Source organism: Rhizobium sp. ZK1 (genome assembly GCF_047782645.1).
GTDB lineage: Bacteria > Pseudomonadota > Alphaproteobacteria > Rhizobiales > Rhizobiaceae > Rhizobium.
Genome location: NZ_CP180586.1, coordinates 1,965,024 through 1,990,222 on the forward strand (window position 1 = coordinate 1,965,024; position 25,199 = coordinate 1,990,222).

The 25,199-nt window shown below is 62.4% G+C and carries 23 protein-coding genes; 10 read left to right on the forward strand and 13 right to left on the reverse strand.

Annotated elements, in window-relative coordinates:
- Nucleotides 1-68 precede the first annotated feature (68 nt).
- Both ACK9YZ_RS10100 and ACK9YZ_RS10105 read left to right on the forward strand, forming a co-directional pair.
- Nucleotides 69-455, forward strand: a complete 387-nt coding sequence (locus ACK9YZ_RS10100) for an acyl-CoA thioesterase (RefSeq protein ID WP_113430227.1) — start codon at nucleotides 69-71, stop codon at nucleotides 453-455.
- A 4-nt stretch (nucleotides 456-459) separates the two neighbouring features.
- The gene (locus ACK9YZ_RS10105) at nucleotides 460-1,044 is read left to right on the forward strand and encodes a hypothetical protein (protein ID WP_216758855.1); all 585 of its coding nucleotides are present in this window, start codon (nucleotides 460-462) and stop codon (nucleotides 1,042-1,044) included.
- A 51-nt stretch (nucleotides 1,045-1,095) separates the two neighbouring features.
- Here the strand turns inward: ACK9YZ_RS10105 and ACK9YZ_RS10110 are convergent, their stop codons facing one another.
- The 8 genes from ACK9YZ_RS10110 to ACK9YZ_RS10145 all read right to left on the reverse strand — a co-directional run bounded on the left by ACK9YZ_RS10110 (nucleotide 1,096) and on the right by ACK9YZ_RS10145 (nucleotide 10,603).
- A complete protein-coding gene (locus ACK9YZ_RS10110; protein WP_416066469.1) occupies nucleotides 1,096-2,268 on the reverse strand; it encodes a DUF1501 domain-containing protein in 1,173 nt (390 codons plus the stop codon).
- 40 nt (nucleotides 2,269-2,308) lie between these two features.
- Nucleotides 2,309-3,838 carry a DUF1800 domain-containing protein gene (locus ACK9YZ_RS10115; protein WP_416066470.1) on the reverse strand — a complete coding sequence of 510 codons (1,530 nt, stop codon included), beginning with the start codon at nucleotides 3,836-3,838 and terminating at the stop codon, nucleotides 2,309-2,311.
- A gap of 206 nt (nucleotides 3,839-4,044) precedes the next feature.
- Nucleotides 4,045-5,226: a GGDEF domain-containing protein gene (locus ACK9YZ_RS10120; RefSeq protein ID WP_416066471.1), complete on the reverse strand. Its 1,182-nt coding sequence runs from the start codon at nucleotides 5,224-5,226 to the stop codon at nucleotides 4,045-4,047.
- 156 nt (nucleotides 5,227-5,382) lie between these two features.
- Entirely contained in the window at nucleotides 5,383-6,621 is a 1,239-nt protein-coding gene (locus ACK9YZ_RS10125; protein ID WP_416066472.1) for an endonuclease/exonuclease/phosphatase family protein, read from the reverse strand.
- 237 nt (nucleotides 6,622-6,858) lie between these two features.
- The gene (locus ACK9YZ_RS10130; protein ID WP_416066473.1) at nucleotides 6,859-8,112 is read right to left on the reverse strand and encodes an MFS transporter; all 1,254 of its coding nucleotides are present in this window, start codon (nucleotides 8,110-8,112) and stop codon (nucleotides 6,859-6,861) included.
- A 230-nt stretch (nucleotides 8,113-8,342) separates the two neighbouring features.
- Entirely contained in the window at nucleotides 8,343-9,416 is a 1,074-nt protein-coding gene (locus ACK9YZ_RS10135) for a hypothetical protein (protein WP_416066474.1), read from the reverse strand.
- 120 nt (nucleotides 9,417-9,536) lie between these two features.
- Nucleotides 9,537-9,821 carry a hypothetical protein gene (locus ACK9YZ_RS10140; RefSeq protein WP_416066475.1) on the reverse strand — a complete coding sequence of 95 codons (285 nt, stop codon included), beginning with the start codon at nucleotides 9,819-9,821 and terminating at the stop codon, nucleotides 9,537-9,539.
- Nucleotides 9,821-10,603, reverse strand: a complete 783-nt coding sequence (locus ACK9YZ_RS10145) for a DUF899 domain-containing protein (RefSeq protein ID WP_416066476.1) — start codon at nucleotides 10,601-10,603, stop codon at nucleotides 9,821-9,823. The genes ACK9YZ_RS10140 and ACK9YZ_RS10145 overlap by 1 nt, the downstream gene beginning before the upstream one ends.
- Nucleotides 10,604-10,720: 117 nt before the next feature.
- Between ACK9YZ_RS10145 and ACK9YZ_RS10150 the strand changes: the two genes are divergently transcribed.
- Together ACK9YZ_RS10150 and ACK9YZ_RS10155 are read left to right on the forward strand one after the other, a co-directional pair.
- Entirely contained in the window at nucleotides 10,721-11,941 is a 1,221-nt protein-coding gene (locus tag ACK9YZ_RS10150) for a helix-turn-helix domain-containing protein (RefSeq protein WP_416066477.1), read from the forward strand.
- Nucleotides 11,942-11,976: 35 nt separating this feature from the next.
- Complete coding sequence (locus tag ACK9YZ_RS10155; protein WP_416066478.1) at nucleotides 11,977-12,609, forward strand: PQQ-binding-like beta-propeller repeat protein; 633 nt, start codon at nucleotides 11,977-11,979, stop codon at nucleotides 12,607-12,609.
- A 126-nt stretch (nucleotides 12,610-12,735) separates the two neighbouring features.
- Here ACK9YZ_RS10155 and ACK9YZ_RS10160 read toward each other — a convergent pair whose 3' ends face one another.
- The 3 genes from ACK9YZ_RS10160 to ACK9YZ_RS10170 all read right to left on the reverse strand — a co-directional run bounded on the left by ACK9YZ_RS10160 (nucleotide 12,736) and on the right by ACK9YZ_RS10170 (nucleotide 15,054).
- Complete coding sequence (locus ACK9YZ_RS10160) at nucleotides 12,736-13,539, reverse strand: class I SAM-dependent methyltransferase (RefSeq protein ID WP_416066479.1); 804 nt, start codon at nucleotides 13,537-13,539, stop codon at nucleotides 12,736-12,738.
- An 88-nt stretch (nucleotides 13,540-13,627) separates the two neighbouring features.
- The gene (locus tag ACK9YZ_RS10165) at nucleotides 13,628-14,080 is read right to left on the reverse strand and encodes a TspO/MBR family protein (protein ID WP_253958297.1); all 453 of its coding nucleotides are present in this window, start codon (nucleotides 14,078-14,080) and stop codon (nucleotides 13,628-13,630) included.
- Between the two features lie 68 nt (nucleotides 14,081-14,148).
- The gene (locus tag ACK9YZ_RS10170) at nucleotides 14,149-15,054 is read right to left on the reverse strand and encodes an AraC family transcriptional regulator (RefSeq protein ID WP_416066480.1); all 906 of its coding nucleotides are present in this window, start codon (nucleotides 15,052-15,054) and stop codon (nucleotides 14,149-14,151) included.
- A gap of 92 nt (nucleotides 15,055-15,146) precedes the next feature.
- Here ACK9YZ_RS10170 and ACK9YZ_RS10175 point away from each other — a divergent pair, with 92 nt between their 5' ends.
- Complete coding sequence (locus tag ACK9YZ_RS10175) at nucleotides 15,147-15,884, forward strand: SDR family oxidoreductase (protein WP_416066481.1); 738 nt, start codon at nucleotides 15,147-15,149, stop codon at nucleotides 15,882-15,884.
- A gap of 108 nt (nucleotides 15,885-15,992) precedes the next feature.
- Here the strand turns inward: ACK9YZ_RS10175 and ACK9YZ_RS10180 are convergent, their stop codons facing one another.
- Nucleotides 15,993-16,868: an NmrA/HSCARG family protein gene (locus ACK9YZ_RS10180; protein ID WP_416066482.1), complete on the reverse strand. Its 876-nt coding sequence runs from the start codon at nucleotides 16,866-16,868 to the stop codon at nucleotides 15,993-15,995.
- A 109-nt stretch (nucleotides 16,869-16,977) separates the two neighbouring features.
- Between ACK9YZ_RS10180 and ACK9YZ_RS10185 the strand changes: the two genes are divergently transcribed.
- Together ACK9YZ_RS10185 and ACK9YZ_RS10190 are read left to right on the forward strand one after the other, a co-directional pair.
- Nucleotides 16,978-17,895: a LysR substrate-binding domain-containing protein gene (locus tag ACK9YZ_RS10185; RefSeq protein ID WP_416066483.1), complete on the forward strand. Its 918-nt coding sequence runs from the start codon at nucleotides 16,978-16,980 to the stop codon at nucleotides 17,893-17,895.
- A 68-nt stretch (nucleotides 17,896-17,963) separates the two neighbouring features.
- Nucleotides 17,964-18,722, forward strand: coding sequence for an adenylate/guanylate cyclase domain-containing protein (locus ACK9YZ_RS10190; RefSeq protein ID WP_416066484.1), 759 nt, complete (start codon nucleotides 17,964-17,966; stop codon nucleotides 18,720-18,722).
- Nucleotides 18,723-18,764: 42 nt separating this feature from the next.
- On the opposite strand, the gene ACK9YZ_RS10195 is transcribed toward ACK9YZ_RS10190, so the two are convergent.
- On the reverse strand, nucleotides 18,765-19,637 hold the full coding sequence (locus tag ACK9YZ_RS10195) for a hypothetical protein (protein WP_416066485.1): 873 nt from the start codon (nucleotides 19,635-19,637) through the stop codon (nucleotides 18,765-18,767).
- Between the two features lie 148 nt (nucleotides 19,638-19,785).
- Between ACK9YZ_RS10195 and ACK9YZ_RS10200 the strand changes: the two genes are divergently transcribed.
- From ACK9YZ_RS10200 to ACK9YZ_RS10210, 3 genes are all read left to right on the forward strand, one after another.
- The gene (locus ACK9YZ_RS10200) at nucleotides 19,786-20,355 is read left to right on the forward strand and encodes a TetR/AcrR family transcriptional regulator (protein WP_416066486.1); all 570 of its coding nucleotides are present in this window, start codon (nucleotides 19,786-19,788) and stop codon (nucleotides 20,353-20,355) included.
- A gap of 135 nt (nucleotides 20,356-20,490) precedes the next feature.
- Complete coding sequence (locus ACK9YZ_RS10205; protein WP_416066487.1) at nucleotides 20,491-21,687, forward strand: efflux RND transporter periplasmic adaptor subunit; 1,197 nt, start codon at nucleotides 20,491-20,493, stop codon at nucleotides 21,685-21,687.
- A gap of 6 nt (nucleotides 21,688-21,693) precedes the next feature.
- A complete protein-coding gene (locus ACK9YZ_RS10210; protein WP_416066488.1) occupies nucleotides 21,694-24,852 on the forward strand; it encodes a multidrug efflux RND transporter permease subunit in 3,159 nt (1,052 codons plus the stop codon).
- The last annotated feature ends 347 nt before the right edge of the window (nucleotides 24,853-25,199 follow it).

The window sequence follows — 25,199 nt, forward strand, 5'->3', positions numbered from 1 at the left end:
CTTCGCATCACTTGGGCTTTGCATTACGGTGAGTCCAGATGAATCACCGGCCAGATGAGGAGCCCTTGATGACCGATGCCGCCAAGCCGACAGGCGAACTCACCTTGCGTACGCTGGCCATGCCGGGCGATGCCAATCCCGCTGGCGATATTTTCGGCGGCTGGGTCATGGCGCAGATGGACCTGGCAAGCGGCATCCGCGCCGCCGAGCGCGCCAGAGGCCGCGTGGTAACGGCGGCGGTCAAGGAAATGGCCTTCGAACTGCCGGTCAAGATCGGCGATACGCTATCCATCTATACGCATGTGGAGCGCGTCGGCCGCACCTCGATCACGTTGCGGGTGGAAGCCTGGGCGCATCGCTCGCGCTATAACGAGCAGGAAAAGGTCACCGCCGGCACCTTCATCATGGTGGCGCTGGACGAGGACGGCAAACCCAAGGTGGTCCCGCAGGAGTGACATGATGCAGGCGGCGGCGACACCGGAGGTTTATGTCTACATCCGCACTGTGATGTCGATGGTGATCGGCCTCTCGCTCGCCCGTTTGCTCACCGGCCTCGGCGGCATCGTCCAGACGCCCGGCAAGCACCGCGTCTACTGGGTGCATCTCGGCTGGGTCGCCTCGATGTTCCTGTTCATCATTCATTTCTGGTGGTGGGAATATCGCCTTCAGTCGCTCGCCGTCATCTCCTTCGGCGTCTACCTGTTTCTCATCAGCTTCTGCTGCCTGTTCTTCTTCCTCTGCGTGCTGATCTTCCCGACGACGCTGGAGGATTACGGCGGCTACGAGGAATATTTCATCTCGCGGCGCCGCTGGTTTTTCGGCATGCTGGCGGTGACCTATGTGGTGGATTTTCTGGATACGCTTTTGAAGGGCAAGGCGTATCTGGCGGCGCTCGGATGGGAATATCCGGTGAGGAATGCCGTCTATATCGTGCTGTGTGTCGTTGCGGCCTGGACGGCGAACCGGCGGTTTCATGCGGTGTTCGTCGGCGCCGGCCTGCTCTACCAGATCACCTGGATCTTCAGGCTTTACGATTTGATCTGAAGCCTCTCTCCTCCTGTGCCATTGTGCTGAGATGAGGGAGGTGAGGATGCCTCAAGTCCGCAAGAACTGCGACCCCTTGTCGAAACTCAATCCCGGAAAAATCTTCCCCGTCAGATCCTCGGCCGACACATCGAACTGCCGGTAGAGCATCGCCGCCGCCAGTTCCCGCACATCCGCCGTCGGCATCAGATCCCGATCATCGAGCAGCGCCCCATCCACAATCCCCGGCCATCTGCCGAGAATCCTCCCGCCGTCGATCGCCCCACCCGCCAGCACTGCGCAGCCGCCCGTGCCATGATCCGTCCCGGCGGAACCATTCTCCCGCACGGTGCGACCGAATTCCGTCATGGCGAGCACCACCGTCTTCGCCCAGAGATCGGCTCCCATCGTCGCCTTCAGCGTGGTGATCGCTTGCGCCAGATCCTGCACCGGCCGCTTGAACTGGCCGAACTGGCCGACATGCGTATCCCAGCCGGTGATCGAGAAGCTGGCGATGCGGTAATCGCCCTTCAGCATATTGCCGGCTAGCGCCGCGACATCGGTGATCTTCTCGCCGCGCTGACCGGATGGTTCTGCCATCATGGAGGCGCTGTTGGCGCGCATCGCCTCGTCCATCGCCTTGGCAAAGGCCGGGTCGCCGGCATAGAGCCGCATCAGGAACTGCATCTCGTCCTTGGCCGGCCCGAGATTGGAGTCCGACGCCCAGACATCGACATTGTTCGGCCCGGTCAGGATCAGCTCGGTCGAGGTATTGACGTCGATCGCCTTCCTCGCATCCGAGCGCGGGATGACGGCGAGCGCCCGGTTCAGCCAGCCGGTCTTTTCCTCGGCCACATGTTCGCCGCCGGATTCCAGCATGTCCTGCCCGTCGAAATGGCTGCGCTGGTCGCGATAGGGCGTGGAGACGGCATGGACGAAGGAGAGCTCTTTGGCCTTCCACAGCGGCAGCAGGTCGGCCGCTGCCGGGTTTAGCCCGAAATGCCCATCGAGATCGATAAGCCCCTTGTCCGGCGTCAGCGCCAGCGTGGGCCTCAGCGCCGCAAAACCGGCATCGCCATAGGGCTGTACCAGATCGAGCCCGTCCATCGCCCCCCGCAGCACGATCGTTACGAAACGGTTGTCGCCGGGCATCGCCGCGAAGGTCACCGGAGTGAAGATGGGGGCTGCGGCAAGGCAGCAGGCGGAAGCGAGAAAACCGCGGCGGGAAAGCGTGAACTCTGTCATGACCGGCTCCTAAAGCAATTCCAGCAGAAGCGTTTTGCGTCTATCGACGGTTGAATTCGGGGGAAGCGAGAACCAGCGTCAGGCCGCTCGCCCTGCTCGGCGCCTGCGAGACCACACGGATCGTCTCGTCGCGGGCGGCATCTGCCAGCGTCGCCTTCAGGAACTCACGCGGATCGACATCCCTGCCGAACTGGGCGCTGGCGCGTCTGGCCCAGGCAAGCCGCTCCGAGAGCTGGCTTGCCGTAATCCAGGCGGAAAAACTCTCCTCGAAGCCGGCCGGGCTCGACGGCAGCCACGTGGGCTGGCCCATGCGGCGAAGAGCGCCCTGCCCGATCGCGCGTGCCATCTGGAAAGCCTTGCGACGTTTGATGCGCGCCTCGTCATCTGGGCTCGGCGGCGCCTGCATCATCGCCTGCCCGTCAGGCGCCCCATCCTGCTTCTTCGGCTGCATCGTCATCATCTCGTCGCTATCGGCATCGTCCCCCTGATAGGCCTGCATGAAGGCTGCGACATCGCCGGCACCAGAACCGCTGTTCAGCGCCCTCAAGCCGGCGACGATATAATCGAAAGGCTGGCGTGCCTTGGCGCCGTCATCCCGCCAGGCGGCCGGATGATCGAGCATGGCGCGATAGACGGCGGACAACTCGCCATCCGTCTTCTTCCACGCCTCGCTCATGGCCGCGATCATCTCTTGCGGCGGCTGGTCGGAGATAAAATGCACTGCGAGCTTGCGGCTGATATGCTCCGCCGTCTTCGGATTGGCTGCGAGATCGTCGAGCATGGCAAGGTAATCCTTGCGCGTGCGCTTTGCCCCGCCGTAGCTGATCCCAAGCACCTCGTGTTTTCCGGGCTCGGAAATCTGCGGCCGGAAGGCGGTCTCCATTTCCTGCGGGTCGATTGTCAGCCCGGTCAGCACCATGGCCGCCGAGCGCACATCAGCCTGCGTATAGCCGCTGCCGGCACCGAGGGTGTGCAGTTCCAGAAGCTCGCGGCCGAGATTTTCGTTCAGCCCCTTGTTGCGCCGCATGCCGCCCTTCGAATCCGGCCCCAGCGACTGCGCCTGGTCGAGATAGATCAGCATCGACGGATGCTCGGTGGCACTGCGCAGCAGCGTCGAAAACTTGCCGCCCATATAGGGACGGATCGCCTCGGCCTCATAGAGCGGCACGATCAGCCGCATCGGCAGGCTCTTGGCGGCACTCGTGGAGAAATGATTGGTCCAGAACGTCGCCAGCCGCTCGTTGAAACCATAAGGCGAAAGCACGGATTGCATCAGCCGCGCATTGGCATCCATCTGGAAGAGCACCTGCGCCCGGCGCTGGAGAAGCCGCCGCTGCTGCCGCCGGGCAAGATCGTCGCCATCGGCCTGCCGGATCTGCCTGAGCCTGTCCTGCAAATCGAGGATCTGCGTATGCCGCGCCTCGATGCCGCCGACGGGAAAGCCCGGCACGATATCGGCGCCGCGCGTCACCTGCCCGATCAGATCATCCTTCGTCTGCGGCGGGTTCTCGCCCGGCCGCAACCCGTAACCGAAACGGATCGCCGCCATTGTCGGAAAAGACAGGCTCATGACCGTTCACCTCCTCATCACCGGATAGTGACAAGGTCTCAGCCAATTGCGCCGGCAATCTGCAGGAATTGCGGCAATTTTCGGACATGGACGATTTGTAATCTATTGAAATCGTTGGATTCGGCGTATCTCTGACAGGGCATTGATAGCCGGCGGATTTGTCAATTGCCACCACGAGGCCGGGTCGAAGACCGGCCGATATCGCCTCAGCAGCCGTGCTTTTCCGATGCGCGATAAAGACGCGGCCCGGACATGTCGCTGGGTGGTTCGCCCTCGACCATCACCTTGTTGCGCCCGGCCTCCTTGGCCCCATAGAGCGCCTTGTCGGCCCGGGCGATTTGCTCGTAGAGGGAATGATCGGCGGGATTGGCGCCGGCAACGCCGAAGCTTGCGGTGATCGCGCCGTCGGACCCGATCGCCTTGCGGTCGATCGCCGCAAAGGCAAGCCGCGCCCGGTTGGCGAAATCGGCACCCGCCACCAGCGGCGTTTCAGGCAGGAAGATCACGAATTCCTCGCCGCCGAAGCGCGCCGCAAAGCCGCCTTCCGGCAGCCGCACCTGCAGTATCTCGGCAAAGGCGCGGATCACCTCGTCGCCGGCGCCATGACCGAACGTATCGTTCACCCATTTGAAATTGTCGATGTCGCAGATGATGGCGGCGCCCTGCACCCGGCCGCGATCACGGACCATACGATCGAAACCGCGTCGGTTGAGCATGCCGGTCAGCGGATCGCGCTCGGCGGCATCGCGGTGCGCCGTGATGGTATCGAAGGTGGCTGCCGCAAGTGCCGCGAGCGCAAATATCAGCGCCAGGATGGATGCCGAGGCCTGCATATAGAAGGCATATTGCGACGAGATGAAATCGTCGTGGCCGCCATAGGACGGGATGATGAAGACGAAAACGATATTGCGGACAATCGTATCGGCAACCACAAGGCCGGAGACCCCCAGCAGCACCTTGTCCGCCGCATGGCGCATGCGCCGCAGGCTGGTGGCGATCGCAAAGGCGAGCAGCGTCGCGCAGCCGAGATCATCCAGCAGAAATTCCACCGGAATGCTCTTGAGGACCAGCGCGGCATAGAGGATCCCCGCGTAGATCGCCCCTGCAAAGCCGAGACGCTGCGCCAGCCAGGACGGCAGCCCGAAACGGGCGAGCAGCGCGCCCGAATAGAAAATGAACGAGATCAGGAACAGCGCGTCGGCGATCAGCGATGCGGTGCGCTCGGCAACCAGGCTATCGATCAGCGGAACGGAAAAAGCGGCCGCGGCAAAGAGATAACCCGGCCCCCACAACCTGGCTTCCCGCGACCCGAAACGGCTCACGATCAGGAAGGTGCAGCCGAAAATCAGCATCATGACCGGCAGCAGGAAGGCGAAATTACTATCCATGAACCCTCGCGGCGGGACGCGATACAGAACCGGCGCATGGAGGACGTTAGACCGAACGGGTTAAGAAAGACCTATGCGGGAATTTCTGCCAGGGCCGGAACGGGACGACGCCGATGCATCCGTCCCGAACGTCCAAGGCGGATGGTGTTTTCCCCCTTACGGGATGACCGGTTCGTCGTTCTTCAGCTTGTCGAGATAGCCTGCGGCAAAATCGATATTCAATTCCACGAAAAGCGGGAAATGATCGCTGATCTGGTAGGTGCGCCATTCCTCGTAGAAAGCCTGCAGCTTCGGCTCATCGGTCTTCAGGACCGTCTGCTCGGCGATAAAGGCCCTCTGCTTGGTGATCTTCCTCTGTGCGGTCGCTATTCTTTCAGGCGTGGCGCCTGGTTTGTCTGCGGCCCTCTGCTGACGAGCGATCTCTTCGTCGGCGGCTGCGATCTTGCTGTCGATGGAGGCGATCACGGCATCGCGGTGAAGCTTCAAATCGTCCTTCCGGAAAACGGACTCGAACACGTTCAGCACACCATGCGCCTTGCCGCTGCCAGGATTGGCGAGGCTCACCTCACCCGCCTCCGGCATGAAGGAAATCTGGTCATAGAACTTCGTCTGGGTGGAGTTGCTGCCTATATTATTCTTGAAGACCTGGAAGCCGTGTCTGGCCAGTGCATCGAAGGTCGGCGCATCGAAAGCGTCAATATTGAAATCGCCGACGAGAATATGTGCGGTCGTCTTGTCCTCCTTGGCACGATCGGCGACGAATTCTGCAACCGCATCGATTTCATTCACGCGCCTTTTGAATTCCGGCGCCGTCAGCTTGTCCTTGCCGTAATAGATGTGGACGGTCGCGAAATTGAACTTGAACCAGCCCGACTGGAAACTGCAGGAAAAAGGCGTTCGGGCAAATTGTCTGGCCTTGGTCACGTCGGAGATCTGCTGATCGAAAGGCAGCACCAGTTCACCGGCAACCCCGGTGAAATGAACCTTGTTCTTGTTGTAGATGAAGCCCAGTCGCTCCTTGTTGCCGGATTCCCCCAGCGTAACATCGGTCATGATGTAATCATATTCCGGACCGACCGTTTCCATCAGCCGCTCGAAGGGCGCCATATCTTCGCAAATCTCCTGTACCGCGATGATATCGAAGGCCGAAACCACCTCTGCGAGATAGAAGAAACTCTCATCGAGCCGCGGGCCGTTGCCGAAGCGGTTGTCATCGAAATTGCGGATGTTCCATGTGCCCAGCAGCAAGGTCTGTCCGGCAGTCCGGATCGGCATGGCGGCAGCGATCTGCGCCTTGAGCCGTTTCAATCCGTCGATCGTCTGATCTCGCAACGCCTTCCGTTTGTCTGCCGGATAACGTCGAAATGCGTAACGCAATTTCCAGTAAGCAACCATTTCCCCCTCCCCAAGTTTGCAAGTTAAAGTTTTAACCGCAGTCCCAAAAAAGAAAAGCGAAATAACCGTCATAATTGCAGGAAGAACAAAAAGAGGAGGCCGCGCACGACAGCGCCGCGGGGTCTTTTAAGACGCGCAAAGGACGCTGTAACACTTTGAGGTTCTGCATAATTTTGCCCTTAAATGGATTCCGATTTAAGGAATTATGCAGCAGGCGCGGCCCCTATCGAGAAGAAGTCAGGCGCGATGAATCGCGCCACGGGGCGCTTCAGCCTCCTCCGTGCCGAAGAGCACATCCTTCTTCTCGTACCCGAGGCCCGACAGTACCGCGACCGCGATGGCGACGACGACGGCTACGATGACCAACGCGCCCGCGTAGTCACCGTTCCAATGGGCGGCGAGACCTGCCTGCATCGTCGCATTGCCGGATGCAAGCAGATTACCGAGCTGATAGGCAAAGCCCGGAAATGTGCCGCGTACCTCGTCGGGAGAAAGCTCGTTGAGATGCACGGGCACGATGCCCCAAGCACCCTGCACGAAAAACTGCATCAGGAAGGCGCCGATCGCAAGCAGCACCGGCCCCGGCGCATAGGCCCAGAGCGGTGCCACGGGTACGGCTATCAGTGCGGCGATGACGATCGCCCGCTTGCGGCCGATGCGCTGTGAGAGCGCCCCAAAGAACAGCCCGCCTGCTATCGCGCCGATATTGTAGATGATGGCGATCGCGCCGACCGTATAGCTCGAATAATTGCGCTGCGTTTCGAGGAAGGTCGGGTAGATATCCTGCGTGCCGTGGCTGAAGAAATTGAAGGCGGTCATCAAGAGCACCGCCCATATGAAGAGCGGAATGTTTTCGCGCAGCACGGCGAGGAACGGCCGGCGCCCCTGCTGCTGGCGTTTCACGAAGACCGGGCTCTCCTGAACATTGCGGCGGATATAGAACACGAGCAGCGCCGGAGCCACGCCGACGAAGAACATGCCGCGCCAGCCGATCACAGGAAAGAGCAGGAAGAACAGCAGCGAAGCCAGCAGATAACCCGAGGGGTACCCCGCCTGCAGAATGCCCGAGACGATGCCACGGCTTTCCTCCGGCACAGTCTCCATCACGAGCGAGGCGCCGACACCCCACTCCCCGCCCATGGCGATGCCATAGAGCGCGCGCAGCACCAGGAACATGGTGAGTCCGGTGGAAAAGCCGGTCAGGAAATCGAACAGCGAATAGAGGAGCACATCCACCATCAGCGTGATGCGCCGCCCGTAACGGTCCGCCGCAAGCCCGAAGATCAGGGCGCCGAGCGCCCGCATGGCAAGGGTGAGGAAGATCGCAATGGACACCGCGGCAACGTCGGTATGGAACTCTTCGGCTATATATTTGAGAACGAAGACGAGAATGAAGAAATCGAAGGCGTCGAGCGTCCAGCCGAGATAGCTGGCGATGACGGCGTTGCGCTGCTGCGGCGTGAGAGCTCGCAGGCTTGCCAGTGCGGACATATGCATTTCCTCCGTCCGAAAGCGGCGGCGAGGCGGGCAATTCCGGATGCCGTCGGAAGGGGTGTCAGGGTGGGCTTGCTGTCGGGAGACAGCGGGTCGGAAACGTCAGTGTTGCTGACTGGGTTCCATCACATCGGCGCGATTGGGGGTGATCCAAAACTACTCTCGGTCAAACGTTTACTGGGCCGGCCCTCTCCGCTGGGTAGGGGGCTGTGCCACCCGCGATACCTTTAGTCGTTACTGACCTTCCGATCAGAAGCCGACGTCTGTTTTGGCGCGATACCCGTGGCCGGTTTAAAGTCGAAGACTTCCAGTGTTGTCCCTTCGGTCGTTCCGAATTTTTTGTTCGGATACTCAGGATTTTTGAAGCGTCGCTCCACGCGGATAAAGCGCTTGTCTCTCGAGGAGATCCACACGTTCATATCCGCTTCAACCCCATTGTCTTGCCATTTTCCGCTGTACCGCCGGACCTTGCCGCCCCCCTCCTTGTGCTCGCCTTCGAACTTGCATGATTGGAACTTGGGACCAAATGCATCCTTCAGCGACCAATTGGCCCGCGGAAAGCGATCCCAATCCGGCCTCTTCAGCGGCCTGTAGTAAAGGGTATCCCGATCGATCCGCATCTCCGCATACTGCTTGCCCGCGCCATCCTTGCGAACGTCATAGAGCTTTTCACTGTAAAGCCGGCTCGATCGTGTCGCCGCATAGGCATAATTCACCTCGGCGCAAGACGGATCCTCGCTGATGGGCGTCGTACCAAGCCCATAAGCTGCGGCTACCCTCGCACGGTCATAATCGAAAACCTCAAGAACAGTTCCCGATGTCGTTCCAAACTTGAACTCACTTGGATGCATCGACCGTCGCTCGACACGAACGATCCATTTATCCCTCACCGATATCCAGATATCTGCATAGGCAGAATAGGGAAATTGATGCCATGTGGCCGTGAAATGCCGGATTTCATTGCCCTGCTCTCCGTTCTCATCTGCCAGAACACAGGATCTGAACTTTGGCCCGAAACGGTCCAGAGGGGACCAGCCCGATCGATCGGTCTGATCCCATGTCGATGCATCCATAGTCTTGTAGAACGCCGTGTGCCAATCGACATACATCTCCGCAAACTGCCGTGGACCATCCGGCAACACGTCGTAGAATTTTGCGCCATACAATTCGGTCGAGCGGGTGACGACATAGGCGTAATTCACCTCCGCGCAGGACGGGTCTTCTTTGATTTCCTGGCCGAAGGCGGAAGCGGCGGCCATAAAGGCCATCAGCATTCCCAATGCAATCGCAAATATCCGCAAGTCCCCGCTCCCCAGCGCCAACATTGACCGGGATTTCATACGACCTATTGGCGCAGGCAGGCAATATGCAACGGTTGGTCAAAATTATCACAGGGCAATGTATTCAAAACCTCCGCCGCCTCAGGAGCCACGAAGCCCTCCCTCGCCCATCAGCCTCAGCCACGGCCCGACATGGAACAGGCTCATCAGCGCATACATCGGCACCATGCCGCTGAAGGCCGACGCCCCATGCATCGACATGCCGCTCATCGAGCAGATCATGTCGGCCGCGGGCTCGCTCGCCGAAAGTGCCGCCATGACGGCAAAGGTCGGTGTCGCCGCAAGGGACAGACCCCGCGCAATGCCCGATGGCAGGTGGGAGCCGGCGGAACTGCCGGCTCCTGGTATGGATGCTGACGGGCGCATCAGGCTGCCTCGTAGCGGTCGTGGTGGCGCCACCAGACGCCCTCCTCGTTGCGGCCGAACGGGGCGCGGTCGAGCCACTGGTACATGCCCCAGACGCCATCCAGCCCGCGGGCATAGGAGGAGTAGGTGTGGTAGATATCGCCGTCCCGCATCACGAAGGCGCTGAGGCCTGGTCTCTCGCGGGCGAAGGTGTTGATGTCGGTGCCGGTCATCGAGGCGATCAGGTCGGCCGGGCTCTGTTCGGCACTCGCTTCCTGCTTCTGCAGCACGGCGGGGACAGGCGGTTCGCGGCGGAAGTTATATTCGATGCCGCCGCTCTGCTGTTCCTCCGGCGTGAACCAGACATTGAAGTCACGGTTGAAATCACTTGACGATGACGAGGCCCAGTCGAAGGTCCAGCCCATGCGGCGCTTGAACGCCAGAAGCTTTTCCAGCGGCGCGCGGGAAACGGCGCTGAAGGCGACATCGTGGTTTTCCAGATGCACGGTCACACCGTTGAAACCATCGGCGATCGACGAGCAGGACGGGCAGCCCGCCGTATAATCCGGGCCGAACATGAAATGGTAGACGAGAAGCTGCGAACGGCCCTTGAAGAGCGCCGAAAGCGGCTTGACGCCCTTTTCCGTCTCCAGCCTGTATTCCTTCTCGATCTTCACCCAGGGCAGGTCCTGGCGCTTGACGGCGATCTCGTCGCTGCGGCGCGTCAGCGCCTTTTCTTCTTCCAGGAGCGCCAGCCGCGCCTGCAGCCATTCCGCCCGTGTTCCGGTCTTGTGCGTCATCATGGTTCTTCTCCTCACTTGCGTTGATACGTGTGTGACGGCGGGCCGTTGCCTGCCGATGGGGAATAAACTAGGTCTGGATGCCCGAGGGGTGGGAGTTACAAGTGTGACGGGATTCCGATGGACTCGCTGATAACAGCTGCCGCACAGGCGCTCGCCGTGGGCGATGCGCTGGGCGCGATGAAGCGCGTGGCGCTGCGCGACGATCCGCCGGCGCTTGCCCTGCGCGGCATTGCCATGGCCCAGCTCGGCGATCTCACCCGCGCCAAGACACTCCTGAAAAGCGCTGCCCGCGCCTTCGGCCCGCGGGAACCGGTGGCGCGTGCCCGCTGCATCGTCGCCGAAGCCGAGATCGCCCTGGTCTCGCGCGATCTGACCTGGCCGGAAAAGGCGCTGGAAGCGGCCCGCGCCACGCTCGCAAGACGCGGCGACCGCGTCAATGCCGCCCATGCCCGCAACCTGCAGATCCGCCGCCTGCTGTTGATCGGCCGTCTGGATGCGGCCGAAAAGCTGCTGGCTGATCTCGACCCCTCGCCCCTGCCGCCGGCCGCCCGCGCCGGCCATGAACTCGCCGTTGCCGGCGTGGCGATCCGCCGGCTGCGCACGGAACCAGCGCGCGCGGCACTGGCAAGGGCAGGACAGGCAGCATTGAAGGCCGATATCCCCGCGCTCGCCGTCGAGGTGCGGGATGCGGCAAGGGTTCTGGAAGCGCCCGCCGCCCGGCTGATTGATGGCGGCAGGAACCGTCTGCTGAGGCTCGAAGAGGTCGAGGCGCTGCTTGCCTCCAATACGCTAGTCATCGATGCCTGCCGCAATGTCGTGCGCGCAGGTGCTCGGATCGTGCCGCTGGCGAGCCGCCAGGTGCTTTTCACGCTCGCCCGCGCGCTTGCTGAAGCGGCACCTTCGGATGTCTCCCGCTCCGCTCTGCTTGCCCGCGCCTTCCGCGCCCGCCATGCCGATGAATCCCATCGGGCGCGGCTGCGCGTCGAGATCGGCCGGCTGCGCGCCGCCCTTGCCGGTCTTGCTGAAATCAAGGCGACAAGCCACGGTTTTACGCTTCAGCCGCACGGTGGGAGAAAAGTCGTCGTCCTCGCACCTCCGGTCGAGGAAGAGCACGCCTTCCTGCTGGCGCTGCTCGCCGACGGAGAATCCTGGTCCAGCACGGCGCTGGCGATTGCGCTCAGCCTCAGCCCGCGCACGGTGCAGCGGGCGCTCGATGCGCTCGGAGCGGCCGGCAAGGTGCAGTTTTTCGGCAATGGCCGCGCGCGGCGCTGGATGATGCCGCCGGTCGTCGGCTTCCCGACAACATTGTTACTCCCGGGGCCGCTGCCGAGCGACTAGCATCTGTGGTGAAAACAAAGAGAGGACGCGACACCATGAAGACGGCACAGGCAGAGATCATCAGGGAATACGGCCCCTTCGAGGGCACTCGCAATATCGGCGGCGTCACCTTCGACGGCAGCCGGGTGTGGTTTGCCGCCGGCGAAAACCTTCGGGCGCTGGACCCCAAAAGTGGCGCCGAACTCACCACCATCGACGTCGCCGCCCATGCCGGCACCGCCTTTGACGGGCGCCACATCTTCCAGATCGCCGAAGACAAGATCCGCAAGATCGACCCCGAGACCGGCGCCGTCGTCGCCACCATCCCTGCCCCCGGCAAGGGGGCCGATTCCGGCATGGCCTGGTGCGAGGGCAGCCTCTGGGTCGGCCAGTACCGCGACAACTGCATTCACGAGATCGACCCGGAGACCGGCAAGATCCTGCGCACGATCGAATCCAAGCGCCATGTGACGGGTGTGACCTGGGTGGATGGCGAGCTGTGGCACGCCACCTGGCAGGACGACAAGAGCGACATCAGGCGCGTCGACCCCAGGACGGGTGACGTTCTGGAGCGGCTTGACATGCCCGAGGGCACCGGCGTTTCCGGGCTGGAATCCGATGGAGCCGATATCTTCTATGCCGGCGGCGGCGGCAGCGGCAAGGTACGGGCGATCCGCCGGCCGAGGTGAGGCTGGGGATCGATGTCGCTCCTGAAGCGCAGCGCTGGCGTGAGCGCACAGGATCAGGGAGCAAGGGTGCCCACGGCACACCCTCGCCTCCCTAACCTCCTGATATCGATCGCACCCAGATCAACCTCACGCCACCACCTTGCCCCGGCAGGCCCAGGCAACCGACGCAAACGACCGCGGCCCGTCCGGCTCCCCTGCCTCATAAGCCTCCCTGACCGCGGTATCGACCCTGGTGCGGGTATAGGCATCCAGCCCCGCCACATATTTGCCGAGCGGGCCTTCACCGGCGGCGATGGGCGCCCAGAAGTCGTCGAAGGAACTGTAATCCATGCGGATCGTCAGCGACGTCTCCTCGATATCGGCGAGACCGTTTTCGACGAAGCTCGCCTTCATCTCCCCCGGCCGCATCATCGGCTGGAAAGAATAGCGATGGCGCATCGCCCGCGCGCTGGCGTCGATCATGGCGACCGTATCCCACACCATGCGCATGCCGGACATGCCGCCATAATGGTCCCAGACGGCGGCGGCGACCACGCCGCCCGGCCGCACGACGCGGCGCATCTCGGCCACCGCCTTGCCGGCCTCCGGCACGAAATGCAGTACGAGCAGCGACAGCGCCCGATCGAAACTGTCATCCTCGAAGGGCAGCGCGCAGGCATCCGCCTGTTGAATGGTGATGCGCGGGTCCGTGTTGCGTTGGGTGACTGCCTCCACGAAAACGGGCGAAAAATCGATGGCCGTGATCGATTTGAGACCGGGCCTTCCCGCCAGAGCGAAAGTGAGGCTTCCCGTGCCGCAGCCGACATCGAGAACGCTTTCCCCATCCGCAAGCCCGGCAAAATCGATGAACCCGGGCGCGAGCCGCTTGCTCCAGCGCCCCATCAGCCGTTCGTAACCATCGGCACTTTCGACATTGAAACTCGACGCCATCGCAGCCTCCCCCGAAAGCGACATATAAACGGGACATGCCCACCTTTATTTTTAGGGCTCGTGGGCACTGCGGCAAGCGGCAGGAACCCTAATTCAACGCGACGACAGCCGCATTGAGAACAGTGGCGTATGCCACCCACAAGCCGTAGGGAACAAACAGCACCGATGCCAGCCGATCGCGTCGCCACGACAGCCCGATGAAGACTGTTATCAGCACCAGCAGGGCGATGATGATGACAAGGCCGAGTGCGGGAAACTGCAGGCCGAAAAAGGCCGGCGACCAGGCAAAGTTCAAGACGAGCTGGGCGATCCAGATGATCATGACAGGTGAATTCCTGCTGTGCTCGAAGGTCCGCGCGCCGGCGATGCCAACAAGGATATAGAGGATCGTCCAGGCCGGACCGAACAGCCAGCCCGGCGGCGTGAACCAGGGCTTGGCAAGAGAATCATACCATTCGCCCGGCTGGTTCATGAGACCGATAAGAAGCCCGCCACCGAGCGCCAACAGGATGAAAACCAGATAATGATCGAACCGGTGCACCGGAACCCTCCGCTTCAGTGATGAAGTGAAGTGGTGCCCGGTGACCCGCCGTCAAGGGAGCCGGCAGATCAGCCCGCGTCCTGCCAGTAGCGTTTCGGTGCACGGCCGAAAACGCGCTTGAACGCATTGCCGAAGGCACTTTCGGAGGAATAGCCGAGGCTGGCGGCAAGGCTTGCCACACTCGCTTCCTTGCGACGCAGCGCCTCGCGGGCGCGGTGCATGCGCCAGCGCGTGACATAATCGAGCGGTGCGACGCCGACCAGTGTCCGGAAGCGCTCGGCAAAGGCGGAGCGCGACATGCCGGTGCGGCCTGCAAGCTCATTCACCGTCCAGCGATGGCCGGGCTCGTTGTGAACAAGGCTGATCGCTTTGCCGATATGCGGATTGCCAAGCGCACCGATCCATCCGGCATTCTCGGGGCCGACGCGGGAGACATAGGCGCGTAGCGCTTGCACCAGGAGAATATCGCCCATGCGCCTCGTCATCAGCGTGGAGCCCATCTCGCCCGCCCCGAGTTCATCGTCGAGGGTGGCGAGCGTGGCGCGGAGGATGCCGGCGGCGCGATCACTTGCCGGAATATGGATGAAGGGCGGCAGCGCATCGATGAGCAGCTGCGCATTGCCGCCGGCAATGACGAAACTGCCGCCGATCAGCGCCGTCTCGTCGCCGCCGTGCCGGGCAATGTTCGAATGCTCCCAATCGAAGAAGGCGATGCCATCTTCAGGTTCGCTCTGCAGGTCATTGGCGATCACGTAGGCGGGCGCATTGGCAAGCAGGAACGTATCGCCGGCTGTCAGCGCAAAGGGCGGCTCGCCGGGCAGGATGATCCAGCATGCGCCCTTGAGAACCGCCACGAACTTCAGCGCCGGCTTTGGCGGAAAGCGGAAGGCCCACTGCCCGCCAACCTCGAAACGCGTGCAGCGGGCGCTGTCGATATCAACGAGCGAAAACACATCGGACAGGGGATCGATCATGGTTTCTGGACGATCTCGACGAAATGACGGAGCCTGCAGCATAGATTCTCCATTCCATCGCTGCAATCCTTTGGGTAACAAAGGAGAACGAGATGTCACCGATCAAGGACAAGATCATCGCCATCACCGGTGCCAGCAGCGGCATCGGCGAAGCGTCCGCACTGCTGTTGGCCGAGCGCGGCGCGAAGATCGTGCTGGGCGCAAGGCGTACCGAGAAGCTGCAGGCGTTGGCGCGGCGCATCAAAGAGCAAGGCGGCGACGCGATCTACCACACCGTCGACGTGAAGAAACGCGCCGATCTGGAAGCGCTCGTCGGACTCGCCCGCGACACCTATGGAACGCTCGACGTGCTGATCAACAATGCCGGCATCGGCCCGATTTCGCCGATGGACGAATTGCGCGTCGAGGATTGGGAGGAGATGATCGACGTCAATATCAAGGGGCCGCTCTACGGCATTGCCGCTGCCCTGCCCGTCTTCCGCCGCCAGGGTTTCGGCCATTTCGTCAATACCCTGTCGACCGCGGGCATCACCATCAAGCCGACCATGGCCGTCTATGCCGGCACCAAGAACGCCATGCGCACCATCGCCGAGGGCCTGCGCCAGGAGGCCGGCCCGAACCTGCGCGTGACCAATATCTCGCCGGGTTTCATCCGCACGAACTTTGCGGACTCCCTGACCAGCCCCGCCGTGAAGGCTGGCATCACCAGGAGCATGGAGGAGATGGCGATTACGCCAGATGCAATCGCCCGCGCCATCGCCTTCGCGATCGAGCAGCCCGCCGATGTCGATGTCGGCGATATCGTTATCCGGCCGACGGCACAGGAGTGAAGGACGCCCTCAAGAAGACGACAGCCCACCCTCCGCCATGCTCGGGCCTGTCCCGGACAAGCCCTGACAGGACGGACTGCGGTAGCCGGTACCGCAGTCCGCAAGACATCACGCCTTATCAAGAACACTCCAGTCGAAAGCCTTCGCCCAGTCGGCATAGCTGTGCCAACCGACCTCGGGGAAATCCCTGCGCAGCGCTGCGATATCGGCGGAGTAGCCGGTGCGGTCGAACCATTCATACATCAGCGCTAGGTCCTCGTTCTGCTGGCGAAGTACGGAGATCGGCAGCTCCTGGAAACGGATCGGCCGGCCGATGGCGTCCGAGAGGATCTTCGCCTGCGCCTCGCCCGAAAGTTCGTCGCCGGCAATGTTGAACCGCTTGCCGAAGACCTGCTCGCGACGCTCCGCAAGCGCGGAGACGAAATGGCCGATATCATCGGTGGTGATCTGCTGCAGCACGCGGGCCGGCGGCAGGGCCGCGGCATAAAAGCCTTGCTTCAGGCCGGCGATCGTCCAGGGGGCAACGGTGTTTTCCATGAAGGCGACCGGGGCCGATATCGTGTAGGGAATGCCGAGCCCGGCAATATGCTGTTCGACCAGATATTTGCTGTCGAAATGCCTGATACCTGTCTTCCTGTCGGCATCGGATACCGAGGAATAGATCAGATGGCCGATGCCGGCCTCCTTCGCCGCATCGGCGGCCGCAATGCCCTGGCGCGTCTCCGCCTCGATGCCTGCCTCATAGCTGTTGCCCATGAGAAACATCGTTTCGACGCCCTTTGCCGCCTGAACGATGGAGACCTTGTCGTCGAGATCGCCGGCGACGACCTCGACACCGGTTGCGGCAAGACGCCTGGCGGCATCGCTGTCCGGCCTGCGGGTCAACGCCTTGACGTGATGGCCGCGCGAGACAAGAGCGCGGGCGACGCCGCCGCCCTGCTGGCCGGTTGCGCCTGTTACGAGAACGGTTCTGCTGATGCTCATCTCAATACTCCCTTTCGTTGGGGTCGTTGCTGATGATCCAAAGTTAGGGATTGTCGCATTGAGCCATAATGGCCTACAAATGCAAAACATCGTCCCATCACAGGCATCAATGATCGACCTGAACGACATCGCGATCTTCGCCCGCGTCATCGAAGCCGGCAGCTTCACCGCAGCCGCGCGGCTCATCGGCACCCCGAAAACGACGGTCAGCCGCCGCATCGCCGCTCTGGAGCGCGAACTCGGCGTGCGGCTTCTGCAGCGCACCACCCGCAGCCTCGGCATGACCGATGCCGGGCGTCTCTATTACGAGGAGGCGAGCCAGGCGCTGCGGCGCATCGAGGAGGCCAATATCCGGCTGGCCGAAGCCCGCGCCGAGCCCGCGGGCACGATCCGCATTTCCGCCCCTGTCGGCTTCGTCAGCCACTTCCTGGCCGATACGGTCTTCGAGTTCATGGCGACCTACGAGAAATCCAGGGTCGAGCTGCGCCTCACCGACGAGAAACTGAACCTCATCGACAACGGCATCGATCTCGCCTTCCGCACCGGAACGCTGGAGGATTCCACCCTGATCGCCCGAAGGCTCGGCCCCACCTACCGCCTGCTCTGCGCCAGCCCCGCCTATCTCGCGCGTGCAGGCACACCGGCGACACCGGCCGATCTCGCGACCCATCAATGCGTCATCGCCGGACCCTCCGCCGCCCATGCGCTCTGGGTGCTGCAGGGAGAAAAGGGCGAAGAATCCGTCACCGTCTCGGGCCGTTTTGCCGCCAACGAAATGCAGGCCGTCATGGCCGCCGCCCTTGCCGGCTACGGCATTGCGCAACTGCCCTATGGCATCGCTTTCACCTGCATCGCCGATGGCAGGCTGCAGCGTGTGCTGGAGACCTATACGACGCCTGCGGGCGGGCTGCATGTCGTCTATCCCAGCAGCAAACACCTCTCGCCGCTGGTGCGTGCCTTCATCGCGCTTGCCGAAAAGCGGCTGCATGAAGCCGATGCGAGCAACGTCCTGCCTGACGACGCCTGACCTCCGGCATTGCCTGTTGCCAAACCTGCCGGACTGGCGGAAGCTGCCTTCACCAGGGGATTGCAGCCATGACCACCACGACAGCGACCAGGCATCCGGCAAGGCCAGGCAGCGCAGGCATCTGCCGCGGCTGCTGGGACCAGATGCACATGCCGATCCCCATAGGCGGCCCGCTCTCGCTGCCGCTGCGCGCCTTCGGCATCACCAGAAGCAAGATGAACCCCGATATCTGCACGATCTGCGAGCGCTCCTTCCAATATGTGAAGAAGCAGCGCCAGATCACCTCAGGCGCCACCATCCTCTTTGCCGATATCAGGAACTATACCGGCCTGTCGGAGCGCCTTGGCGCCATCGAACTCAGCCATATCGTCAGCCTGTTCCAGGACCGTTCGGCAGGCGCAATCTGGGCCAATGACGGCATCGTCAACAAGCAGATGGGCGACGGGCTGATGGCGATCTTCAATTTCCCGATCAAGCGCGGGGACCATGCCGCAGCCGCCATCACAGCCGCACTTGAAATCCAGCGCGCCTGCGCCGAAGCGCTGGGCGAAATCGACGTCGGCGAACCGCTCGGCGTCGGTGTCGGCATTCATACCGGCGACGTGCAGATCGGCGAATTCTCCAGCTTCCACAGCGATTTCACCGCGATCGGCGGCGTTGTGAACCAGGCCGCGAGACTGGAATCGCAGGCTGCACCGGGCGAGATCGTGATCTCCGCCGAAGCCGCCCGTCAGGCGCCGGAACTGGTGGCCGAGAGCGAAGCGCGGATGCTTTCGCTCAAGGGCATCGGGCAGCCGGTGGAGGCGCGGATTTTGCGGGCGGGCTGAGCGCGGATGCATACGCTGCTCATTGTCATCGCCTGCGAATCGCTACTCCGGATAGGCAGAAACAGGCGAATTGGCTTTCCACTCTTCCAACGTCCTGAGAGCATTCTTGATCAACTGCGGCTCGGAGATCTCCAATCCCTGTTCACCGATCCAATCGAGTAAAGGCTTTGCACCACCTGCCTCGCCGCGCTTTGCTGCCTTGGCTGCATCAATCACGAAATGCTTGACGGCATCCATGTCATACACAAAGCGACGCACCATTTCTTCAGGATAGATGGTGAAGCCCAGTCCCGCCTGCGGGAATACGGCCTCATCCGCCATACTGTTGAAAGTCTGCTGCCACATTTCCAGAAATTCTAGATTATTGACGTAATCGAGGTCCGTCCCAGCCCTGCGGATTGCGACGAGACCGAAGCAAAGTAGCCATGTCTTTTCCCTCAATCTGCTGTACTCCAGCAGTTGTGGGCCGTCGGCCCCCGTCACGAACTGCTCGTCGCCATCTTGCTTTGTCTCGAACGGCTTAGGGATCAAATTGATCATGTTGCGAGCGCGCCACGTGATTTCCATAGAGAGAACCTTGGCGTTCAGAGTGAGAATCCTGCGTTTAATCTCGTCCATCTCGGTAGGATTGGCATCCTGCGAGGCGTCGACTTCAGGTGCCGGTGTCTCAGGCGCCGCTGCCTCGTTTGCCGGTCCCTCGGGTGGCGTGCTTTTAGGTACCGAGCTCTCTTCCGTTTGCTGCCCCGTGATCCGCCGCGTGCCTAGCAACCCAAACACCGCAGCGACGATGAAGGAAAAGAGCCAGTCGCTCCCATAAATGCCGCCCTGGGCAAATGACAGAAGCTGAAAAAGGACGATGACCCACGCAGTGGCGATGCAGGCATAGCGCTGCGCCTTGGCCAGCTTGATTCGCACATGTTCCCCCTGTGTTCTCGGCCTGGACCATAGTGGGCGGCACCGCGGAAAGCCATGCCCACCAGCGCTGCCACGCCAAAAAACAAAAGCGCTTGCATTTAAATCCGAACGTTCGTATTTTTATGCCGAAAAACCAGGACCCGCAGCCATGACGCGAACGCGCAAGATCACCGCCGACGATATTCTCGACGCTGCCGAGCGCGTCGTCGTACGATCAGGTGCGACGGGGCTTTCGATCGATGCCGTCGCCAGGGAAGCGGGCGTCAGCAAGTCGCGCGTCGTCTACGACCACAAGACCAAGAGCGCGCTTCTGGAAGCGCTGGTCGACCGCCGCGTCGGGGCCGATATTGCCCATATGGAAAAGTGCGTGAAGGCGAGTGCGGACACCCCTCACCCGGAGCTTTACGGCCGCATTGCCGCTGCCGATAAGACGCTCGATGATACCGACCGCGCCGTTGCGATGGCGATCAGCGCGTCGATGTCGAGCGAGGAAAATCTGCAGCAGATCATCCGCAAATGGGTGCTCGACGATCTGGCGGCCATGACCGCCGGGCCGAAACCGCGGGCGGCGCTGATGGCCTATCTGGCGCTGACCGGCTTCTACTGTACCGAACTCTTCGATTTCCACCGCTGGAGCGGCCCGGAACGGCAGGAACTGCTCGAGGATATCCGCAAGGTCTACACGACCTTCCCCGAGCCGCCTGACACGAAGACTTGAAAACCCTGAAATGACGTTAACCTAAGCAATTCCAGGAAAAGTGTGAAACGGTTTTCCGTCCGGAATTGCGTGAAGACGAAGAAACCAAAGCAATAACCTAGCAAGCCGCCGGGGCGGCCAAAAAGGGATATATCCATGTTGCGCAATAGCAGACTGCCGCGCCTGAAGGCGATGATGGCGGCCACCACCCTTCTCGCACTGGCCGCTGGGCAGACCTTTGCCCAGGAAGAGGGAATGCAGATGCCGCCGGCGGCCGTCGGCGTGGTTGAGATGAAGGCCCATGCCGTGCCCGTGATCAACGAATTGCCGGGCCGCATTGCCGCAACCCGCGTTTCGGAAGTGCGCGCCCGCGTGTCCGGCATCCTGCAGGAGCGCGTCTTCGAACAGGGCACGCTCGTCAAGCAGGGCGACGTGCTCTACCGCATCGATCCGCGCCTCTTCCGCGTCCGCGTCGCCTCTGCCGAAGCGACGCTGCAGCGCGCCAAGGCCACGCAACAGAATGCCCGCCTGCAACTGGAGCGCCAGCAGAACCTCAGGGAGCGAAATATCGCGACCGGCATCGATTACGATACGGCGGCCGTCGCCGTTGCCCAGGCCGATGCCGATGTGGCGAGCGCCGAGGCCGGTCTCGACGAAGCCAAGATCAATCTCGACTATACCGAAGTCCGTGCGCCCATTACCGGCATCATCGGCGGCGCGCTGGTCACCGAAGGCGCGCTGGTGACCGCCGACGGCACATCCAACCTGGCGCTGATCCAGCAGATCGACCCCGTTTATGCCGACTTCACCCAGTCGGCCCAGGATCTCCTGAACCTGAAACGCGCGGTGGCCGAGGGCAAGCTGGAGAGTGCCGCACCCGGCGAAGCCCGCGTCGAGCTCGTCTTCGACGATGGCAGCCTCTATGCCGAACCCGGCCGGCTGCTGTTTGCCAGCGCCAATGTCGACCCCAATACCGGGCAGGTGACGCTGCGCGCCGAATTCCCCAACAAGCATGGCGATCTGCTGCCCGGCATGTATGTGCGCGTGCGCATCGAACAGGCAGTGCGCCAGGATGCGCTGACCGTGCCGCAGCGCGCGGTGACCCGCAACGAGGCCGGCCAAGCGCAGGTCTATGTGCTCGCCGAAGGCAACAAGGCGGAGCTGCGCCCCGTCACGCTCGGCCAGGTTCTCGGCTCCGAATGGGTCGTGGAAACGGGCCTGAAGCCCGGTGAAACCGTGATCGCCGATGGCGTGCAGAAGGTGCAGCCCGGCGCCACCGTCGTGCCCGAACCCTGGAAGCCGGATGCGACGGCAGACGCCTCCATCCCGGCCCCCACGAAGCCTGCGGAGTAAGAACTCATGGCACAATTCTTCATTCGCAGGCCGATCCTGGCCTGGGTCTTCGCATTGTTCATTTCGATTGCCGGCATCATCGCGATCCCCTTCCTGCCGGTCTCGCAATATCCGAAGGTCGCCCCGCCGCAGCTGTCGATTTCCACTTCCTATCCGGGCGCGTCCCCGCAGGAGATCTATCAGGGCGTCACCCGCCAGATCGAGGATGAGCTGAACGGCGTCGAAGGCCTGATGTATTTCGAATCGACCTCGGACAATTCCGGCTCGGTCAGCATCAACGCCACCTTCCGCGCCGGCACCGATATCGACCAGGCCTCCGTCGATGTGCAGAACGCCATCCGCCGCGTCGAAGCCCGCCTGCCCGCCACCGTGCGCTCGCAGGGCATCAACGTGGAAGAAGCAAGCTCCGGCTTCCTGATGTTCATCGCGCTGACCTCGACCGACGGCAACCGCGATGAAGTGGCGCTCGGCGATTACATCACCCGCAACATCATCGGCGAGCTGCGCCGTATCGATGGCGTCGGCCGCGCCCAGCTCTTTGCCGCCCAGCGGGCGCTGCGCGTCTGGATCGACCCGGACAAGATGGTCGGCCTGAACCTGACGACCGACGACATCAACAACGCCATCACCGCCCAGAACGCCCAGGTGGCCGCCGGCCAGATCGGCGCCGCGCCGAACCCGGTCACCCAGGATCTGACGGCAACCGTGCTCGTTCAGGGCCAGTTGCAGACACCGCAGCAATTCGGCGAGATCATCCTGCGCGCCAATGCCGATGGCTCCACCGTGCGCCTGAAGGATGTCGCCCGTGTCGAACAGGGTGCGGAATCCTATAACTTTACGAGCCGCCTGAACGGCCAGCCGAGTGCTGCAATCGCCATCCAGCTCTCGTCCACCGGTAATGCCGTGGCCGTCTCCAACGCCGTCAACGCGAAAATGAAGGAGCTCTCCCGCTTCTTCCCGTCCGGCATCGAATATTCCGTTCCCTACGATACCAGCCCCTTCGTCTCGGCCTCGATCGAGAAGGTTATCCACACGCTGGTCGAGGCTGTCGCCCTCGTCTTCGTGGTCATGTTCATCTTCCTGCAGAATTTCCGCTACACGGTCATCCCGACGCTCGTCGTGCCGGTGGCGCTGCTCGGAACCTGCGCGGTCATGTATGCGACCGGATTCTCGATCAACGTACTCACCATGTTCGCCATGGTGCTCGCGATCGGCATCCTCGTCGATGACGCGATCGTCGTCGTCGAAAATGTCGAGCGCATCATGGCCGAGGAAGGGCTGTCGCCCAAGGCGGCCGCCCAGAAGGCGATGAGCCAGATCACCGGAGCCATCCTGGGCATCACGCTGGTTCTCTCCTGCGTCTTCATTCCCATGGCCTTCTTCCCCGGCTCGACTGGCATCATCTACCGCCAGTTCTCGCTGACCATGGTCGTCTCGATCCTGTTTTCGGCCTTCCTGGCGCTGTCCCTGACGCCGGCGCTCTGCGCCACATTCCTGAAGCCGATCAAGCAGGGCCACCACCACAAGCGCGGCATCGGCGGCTGGTTCAACCGCAATTTCGAGCGCATCACGTCGGGCTATTCGAAGACGGTGACGGGTATGGCCCGCCGCGCCGGGCGCATGATGATCGTCTATCTCGCCCTCGTCGTCGGCCTCGGCTATCTCTTCATCAACCTGCCGACGGCTTTCGTGCCGGATGAAGACCAGGGCTACATGATCGTCGATATCCAGGGACCGCCGGAGGCGAGCGCCAACCGCACGATCGAATCCATCAAGCAGGTTGAGGCGATCTTCCGCTCCGAACCGGCCGTCGAAAACATCGTCGCGATCCAAGGCTTCTCCTTCTCGGGCAACGGCGCCAATGCCGCCCTTGCCTTCGTCACCTTGAAGGACTGGGCAGACCGCGGCCCCGGCAACACCGTGCAGGAAATCGCCAATCGCGTGAACGGGCAGCTCTTCGCCCTGAAGGATGCCACCACCTTCGCGCTCTCGCCGCCGCCGATCGAAGGCTTCGGCGCCACCGGCGGCTTCTCCTTCCGCCTGCAGGACCGCGGCGGCAAGGGTCAGGTGGCCCTCGTCGAGGCGGCCGGCCAGCTGATGCAGATGGCGGGCAAGAGCCCGGTGCTGACCGGCATGCGCGTCGAAGGCATGCCGGATGCCGCCCAGGTGCTGATGGTGATCGACCGCGAAAAGGCCAACACCTTCGGCATCTCCTTTGCCGATATCAACAATGCGATCACCGCCAATCTCGGCTCGTCCTATATCAACGACTATCCGAATACCGGCCGCATGCAGCGCGTCATCGTCCAGGCAGATGATCGCGCCCGTCTGCAGATCGACGACGTGATGAAGATCAACGTGCGCAATGCGAGCGGCGGCATGGTGCCGCTCTCCTCCTTCGCCATTGCCCAATGGCAGAAGGGCGCGCCGCAGATTGTCGGCTACAACGGCTATCCGACCGTGCGTATCTCCGGTGCCCCGGCCCCCGGCCAGTCTTCGGGTGCGGCAATCACCGAAATGGAACGCCTCGCCTCGCAACTGCCGGATGGTTTCGGCTTCGAATGGTCCGGCCAGTCAGCGGAGGAAATCACCTCGGGCAGCCAGGCGCCCTTCCTCTTCGGCCTGTCGATCCTCTTCGTCTTCCTGCTTCTGGCGGGTCTCTACGAAAGCTGGTCGATCCCGCTCTCGGTCATGCTGGTCGTCCCCCTCGGCGTCATCGGCTCGGTCGCGGCTGTGATGCTGCGCGATATGCCCAACGACATCTATTTCAAGGTGGGCCTCATCGCCATCATCGGGCTCTCGGCCAAGAACGCCATCCTGATCGTGGAGTTCGCCAAGGATTATTACGCCGAAGGCAAATCCCTGCTGGATTCGGCAATAGAAGCCGCCCGCGTCCGCTTCCGCCCGATCATCATGACCTCACTGGCCTTCACCCTCGGCGTCGTGCCGCTGGCGATCGCGACCGGCCCAAGCGCCGCCAGCCAGAACGCCATCGGCACCGGCGTCCTCGGCGGCATGATATCAGCGACGGTGCTCGCCATCTTCTTCGTCCCGGCGTTTTTCGTCTTCGTGCTTAAGCTGATGCGCACGAGGCGGCCGGTGGCGGAGGAGGAAACGATGCCGGCCACAGAAACCCCGCCACCCGCACCGGCCATCCACTCCTGACCCGTGCGCAAATGCCTCCCGGGCTCCACCAGAGTCCGGGAGTTTTCGTTTGAGGCTGGTTCATTTGGGCTTGGAGTGCTGGACACCCCCCTCTGGCCTGCCGGCCATCTCCTCCACAGGTGGGGGAGATAACAAGCCGCCTGACCTTCGCGTTCCTCTACCGTTTCGCCAACTGCAATGCTGATTGGTTGGGGAAACCGGCGCCCCCAGCTAGTCTCCCCCACCTGTGGAGGGAGATGGCCGGCAGGCCAGAGGGGGGTGCCGCGCCCGAAAACGCCAATCGCCCCCACCCAATAGACGCCACCCCCATCCGCCCTATATCCGCCCGGCAAACGCACAACCGCCGG

What these genes read in the sequence shown, in the direction of transcription:
- ACK9YZ_RS10110 (WP_416066469.1), bottom strand. Translation starts at nt 2,268, where the DNA reads ATGACAGAGTTCACGCTTTCCCGCCGCGGTTTTCTCGCTTCCGCCTGC.
- ACK9YZ_RS10180 (WP_416066482.1), bottom strand. Translation starts at nt 16,868, where the DNA reads ATGAGCATCAGCAGAACCGTTCTCGTAACAGGCGCAACCGGCCAGCAG.
- ACK9YZ_RS10205 (WP_416066487.1), top strand. Translation starts at nt 20,491, where the DNA reads ATGTTGCGCAATAGCAGACTGCCGCGCCTGAAGGCGATGATGGCGGCC.
- ACK9YZ_RS10145 (WP_416066476.1), bottom strand. Translation starts at nt 10,603, where the DNA reads ATGATGACGCACAAGACCGGAACACGGGCGGAATGGCTGCAGGCGCGG.
- ACK9YZ_RS10120 (WP_416066471.1), bottom strand. Translation starts at nt 5,226, where the DNA reads ATGGATAGTAATTTCGCCTTCCTGCTGCCGGTCATGATGCTGATTTTC.
- ACK9YZ_RS10100 (WP_113430227.1), top strand. Translation starts at nt 69, where the DNA reads ATGACCGATGCCGCCAAGCCGACAGGCGAACTCACCTTGCGTACGCTG.
- ACK9YZ_RS10125 (WP_416066472.1), bottom strand. Translation starts at nt 6,621, where the DNA reads ATGGTTGCTTACTGGAAATTGCGTTACGCATTTCGACGTTATCCGGCA.
- ACK9YZ_RS10105 (WP_216758855.1), top strand. Translation starts at nt 460, where the DNA reads ATGCAGGCGGCGGCGACACCGGAGGTTTATGTCTACATCCGCACTGTG.
- ACK9YZ_RS10210 (WP_416066488.1), top strand. Translation starts at nt 21,694, where the DNA reads ATGGCACAATTCTTCATTCGCAGGCCGATCCTGGCCTGGGTCTTCGCA.
- ACK9YZ_RS10200 (WP_416066486.1), top strand. Translation starts at nt 19,786, where the DNA reads ATGACGCGAACGCGCAAGATCACCGCCGACGATATTCTCGACGCTGCC.
- ACK9YZ_RS10130 (WP_416066473.1), bottom strand. Translation starts at nt 8,112, where the DNA reads ATGTCCGCACTGGCAAGCCTGCGAGCTCTCACGCCGCAGCAGCGCAAC.
- ACK9YZ_RS10190 (WP_416066484.1), top strand. Translation starts at nt 17,964, where the DNA reads ATGACCACCACGACAGCGACCAGGCATCCGGCAAGGCCAGGCAGCGCA.
- ACK9YZ_RS10155 (WP_416066478.1), top strand. Translation starts at nt 11,977, where the DNA reads ATGAAGACGGCACAGGCAGAGATCATCAGGGAATACGGCCCCTTCGAG.
- ACK9YZ_RS10175 (WP_416066481.1), top strand. Translation starts at nt 15,147, where the DNA reads ATGTCACCGATCAAGGACAAGATCATCGCCATCACCGGTGCCAGCAGC.
- ACK9YZ_RS10115 (WP_416066470.1), bottom strand. Translation starts at nt 3,838, where the DNA reads ATGAGCCTGTCTTTTCCGACAATGGCGGCGATCCGTTTCGGTTACGGG.
- ACK9YZ_RS10185 (WP_416066483.1), top strand. Translation starts at nt 16,978, where the DNA reads ATGATCGACCTGAACGACATCGCGATCTTCGCCCGCGTCATCGAAGCC.
- ACK9YZ_RS10170 (WP_416066480.1), bottom strand. Translation starts at nt 15,054, where the DNA reads ATGATCGATCCCCTGTCCGATGTGTTTTCGCTCGTTGATATCGACAGC.
- ACK9YZ_RS10150 (WP_416066477.1), top strand. Translation starts at nt 10,721, where the DNA reads ATGGACTCGCTGATAACAGCTGCCGCACAGGCGCTCGCCGTGGGCGAT.
- ACK9YZ_RS10160 (WP_416066479.1), bottom strand. Translation starts at nt 13,539, where the DNA reads ATGGCGTCGAGTTTCAATGTCGAAAGTGCCGATGGTTACGAACGGCTG.
- ACK9YZ_RS10140 (WP_416066475.1), bottom strand. Translation starts at nt 9,821, where the DNA reads ATGCGCCCGTCAGCATCCATACCAGGAGCCGGCAGTTCCGCCGGCTCC.